Origin of the sequence: Streptomyces bambusae (genome assembly GCF_019400985.1) — a bacterium.
Lineage (GTDB): Bacteria > Actinomycetota > Actinomycetes > Streptomycetales > Streptomycetaceae > Streptomyces > Streptomyces bambusae_A.
The window spans coordinates 1-3,351 of sequence record NZ_WTFF01000507.1 but is presented as its reverse complement, the minus strand read 5'-3'; the positions used below and the strand labels follow the sequence as shown (position 1 = coordinate 3,351).

The 3,351-nt window shown below is 71.8% G+C and carries 5 protein-coding genes and 1 pseudogene; 1 reads left to right on the top strand and 5 read right to left on the bottom strand.

From position 1 onward, the window contains the following. From GPJ59_RS34825 to GPJ59_RS34810, 4 genes and pseudogenes are all read right to left on the bottom strand, one after another. Positions 1 to 350, bottom strand: a pseudogene (locus GPJ59_RS34825) (hypothetical protein); the annotation flags it as partial. Positions 351 to 545: 195 nt separating this feature from the next. Continuing rightward, positions 546 to 929: a DUF6113 family protein gene (locus GPJ59_RS34820; protein WP_219672044.1), complete on the bottom strand. Its 384-nt coding sequence runs from the start codon at positions 927 to 929 to the stop codon at positions 546 to 548. Further along, positions 926 to 1,852, bottom strand: a complete 927-nt coding sequence (gene mshB / locus GPJ59_RS34815) for an N-acetyl-1-D-myo-inositol-2-amino-2-deoxy-alpha-D-glucopyranoside deacetylase (protein ID WP_219672043.1) — start codon at positions 1,850 to 1,852, stop codon at positions 926 to 928. The genes GPJ59_RS34820 and mshB overlap by 4 nt, the downstream gene beginning before the upstream one ends. Positions 1,853 to 1,876: 24 nt before the next feature. Beyond that, positions 1,877 to 2,071 carry a hypothetical protein gene (locus GPJ59_RS34810; protein WP_125652861.1) on the bottom strand — a complete coding sequence of 65 codons (195 nt, stop codon included), beginning with the start codon at positions 2,069 to 2,071 and terminating at the stop codon, positions 1,877 to 1,879. Between the two features lie 417 nt (positions 2,072 to 2,488). Between GPJ59_RS34810 and GPJ59_RS34805 the strand changes: the two genes are divergently transcribed. Next, entirely contained in the window at positions 2,489 to 2,953 is a 465-nt protein-coding gene (locus GPJ59_RS34805; protein WP_219672041.1) for a DUF3995 domain-containing protein, read from the top strand. A 30-nt stretch (positions 2,954 to 2,983) separates the two neighbouring features. Here GPJ59_RS34805 and GPJ59_RS34800 read toward each other — a convergent pair whose 3' ends face one another. Continuing rightward, positions 2,984 to 3,223, bottom strand: coding sequence for a DUF397 domain-containing protein (locus tag GPJ59_RS34800; protein ID WP_219672040.1), 240 nt, complete (start codon positions 3,221 to 3,223; stop codon positions 2,984 to 2,986). Between the last annotated feature and the right edge of the window lie 128 nt (positions 3,224 to 3,351).

Sequence of the window (3,351 nt, the reverse complement as noted above, 5' to 3'; positions counted from 1 at the left end):
GACCTGGGCGGCGCGGCGGACCCGGCGGGCCTGCCAGGCCTGGCGGGCGCTCCCGGCTCGGGCTGCGCCCCGGACCCGGCCGACTCGGCCGCGGCCATGGGCTTGCGCACGACGACCGGCGGGATCGGCCGCGAGCCCGGGATGTTGATCCGGATACGCGTCGTCAACGTGGTCTCGGTCTTGGGCCCGTCGGTGTCCTCGGCGGGGGTGGGCGGCTTCGACGTCACAGTGTTCCTGTTCCCCTCCGGACCGTTCGACTGGCCGGTTCCGTACGGCGGCGTACCCGAGGGGTATGCGGCTCCACCGCGGCCCTGGGGCCCGGAGGACGAACTGTCAGTTTCACGACTCAAGGCAGGTTCTCCCGGTTGGCTCCGCCGCCCGTCATACCGTGCGCGGGCAGCTCGGCGGCGCGTCCACCATACTGGCCGCCGCCGGGGCGCAACTGTCTCCCGGAGGTCAGGGGTTCCCGCAGGCGCGCGGCGCGCGGCTCACGCGGGGCGTGCACAACCCCGCGCCCCCGTCGCGTCGTAGCTCCGAACGGCACGTCACCTGCCGGAGCGGGCGGCCGAAATCGGCCGCTCCGAGGGCCACTGAAGGGTGGCGCACATCACAGCGGCCACCGTTCCACCCAAAAGGTAGACATACATACTGATTCCGGCCGCGCTGAGGAGGACGTCACCCTCGGAGCGCGGCACGCTCAGCACCACGTACGCGAGGAACCAGCCGACCACGGCCGCGCCCACCCCGAACGCGTTGCCGGTCAGCAGCCGGCCGCCCAGGAAGAGCCCGACGAGGGCCAGCAGCGCCAGCAGCAGCCCGCCGGGGAAGAGCAGGTCCACCACGAGCCACCCGGCGGCGCCGGCGAGCGCGCCCGCGACCAGCAGCCCCACGCAGGCGGCGATCCGCGCCGGGGTCAGGGCCGTGGTCATACGCCCACCCCCGCGAACAGGTCGCGCTCGCGCTCACCCGCGGCCGCGCCCGGATCCCCGACGACCAATTCGTAGTACTCGCGGGCGAACAGCGGCTGGGCGAGGTCGTTGGAGAGCGCGAAGAACGGCCCGTCGACGGCGATCTGCGTGGCGTGCGCCCGCATGGCGGCGGCCTTCGCGGCGACGTACGCACCGCTCCCGCCGCTGCCGGCCTCGTCATCGCCCTCGTCGCCGATCTCGGCGGTGATCCGCTCGTCCGGGACCACACCCGGCACGTCCCCGGGCGACCCGACGCCGGGGAAGGGCACCTGCTCACCGGCCGCGCGCAGCCGGGCGAAGCCCTCCTCGACCACCGAGCGCGGCACCCGGTTCCAGTAGATCTTCGCGATCGCGTGCGGCTCGCCGAGGTCGCGCCGGTAGGCCTTCTCGGCGGCCAGCTCGGCCGCGCGCATCGCGACCTGGTGCGCCTTGATGTGGTCGGGGTGCCCGTAGCCGCCGTCGGGGTCGTACGTCACCAGCACCTGCGGGCGCAGCTCCCGGATCACCTCGACCAGGTACGCGGCGGCCTCGTCCAGGTCCGCGCCCCAGAAGGCGCCCGGGCGGGTGTTCTGCGGCAGGCCCATCATCCCGGAGTCCCGGAACCGTCCCGCGCCGCCGAGGAACCGGTGGTCGCTCACGCCGAGTTCGGCCATGGCCGCGGCGAGTTCGCCGACCCGGTGGGCGCCCAGGGTGTCGTCGCGGTCGGCCGCCAGATGGGCGAGCCCGGGCGGGATGACCTCGCCCTCCTCGCCGAGCGTGCAGGTCACCAGGGCGACATGGGCACCCTCGGCCGCGTACTTGGCCATGGTGACGCCGTTGTTGATCGACTCGTCGTCCGGGTGCGCGTGCACGAGGAGCAGACGACGGGCGGGAAGACCGTTCATGACGGCCAGCGTACGACGCCGCTCCTACAACTTCAGGCCACTGACCATGCCGGCCACGCTGTTGGTGACCTGGCTGAGCGTGGGCGCGATCGACGAGCTGGAGAGGTAGAAGCCCAGCAGGATGCAGACCACCGCGTGTCCCGCCTTCAGCCCTGCCTTGCGCACCAGCAGGAAGACGACGATCGCCAGCAGCACCACGGCCGAGATCGAGAGTGCCACGGCGGTTCACCTCCACATCGGAACGGACATCGGTATCGCGCACACGACGGAGTCATACCCACCGTGCGCTACGGATCATAACTATCCGTACCAACACATCCATCGATATCCGGAAGCGTCGGGGGTCGCATGCCGCGCACGAACGGGAGCACGAGAAGGCCGGGTGGCTCGGAACACGCCCTACCCACCCGGCCTACGGCACCCGCACGGCCGTACGTCATCCACGTTCCAGGTGCCGCGTATCACGACAGAGACAGTCAAATTACCGGCATGTAAAGCAAGTTGGGACCCGATGGCAGGTTTCGGCGAAGTTGGCCGGATCGTTACGCCAACGGGGTCCCGGGCGCCACGACGGTACGGATCATCCATACAGTGCCGTACAGAAGAGCGAGGCTGATTCGGCGAGGGGAACGACCGATGACGAGCACGGCTGTGAATACGCGGGTACGGGCGGCTGCGGGGGCCGCGGCGACGGGCCTGGCGGCGGCAGGGGCACTGCACGTGGTGTGGACCAGGAGCCCCTGGCCGCTGGACACCCCCGCCGACCTGGCGCGGGTGGCGGTGGGCGTGGAGGAGACGGAGCTCCCGTCCGCTCCACTGACGCTCGCGGTGGCCGGCCTGCTCGGCACGGCCGGGGCACTGGTCACGGCGGCGGCCCGCCCGGAGAGCCGCTGGGGCCGCGCGAAACTGGTCCGGGCCGGCGTGTGGACGGCGACGGGCGTCCTCGCCGCCCGCGGCGCGGGCGGCCTGGCCGTCTCGGGCCTGCAACTTGGCAAGTCCACACCGGAGTTCCGGCACTGGGACCTGCGGCTGTACTCCCCGATCTGCCTGACCCTTGCCGGGCTCATGGGGTACGTGGCGGGCCGCACCCGCCACGCGTGAGAACTCCCGGGCGCGGGATCAGCCTGCCGACTACCGGCGCACCCAGTCGGTCAGGCTGCTCCACGCCTGCGGCGCGAGCCGCAGCTCGGGGCTCGCGCTGAGCTTCGAGTCCCGGACGTGGATGGTGGAGGGGCAGGCGGCAACCTCGACGCAGGCGCCGCCTTCATCGTTGCTGTAGGACGAGGTGCGCCAGGCGAGGGCCACTTCCAGGCACTGGCCGCCCTCGCTGCCGCTGTAGCTGGACTTGAACCACTTCAGTGCGGTGCTCATAGCTCTCCGTAAGTTGTTAAGCGGCCCGGGAGGGCCGGGTGTGGCTGATAGCTCTCTGCCAGTCGTGGCTCGCGAGGAGTGGCCGCCCGGCTCTCCGGGGCGCCCTGGCTGCTGATTGAGATGTGCGC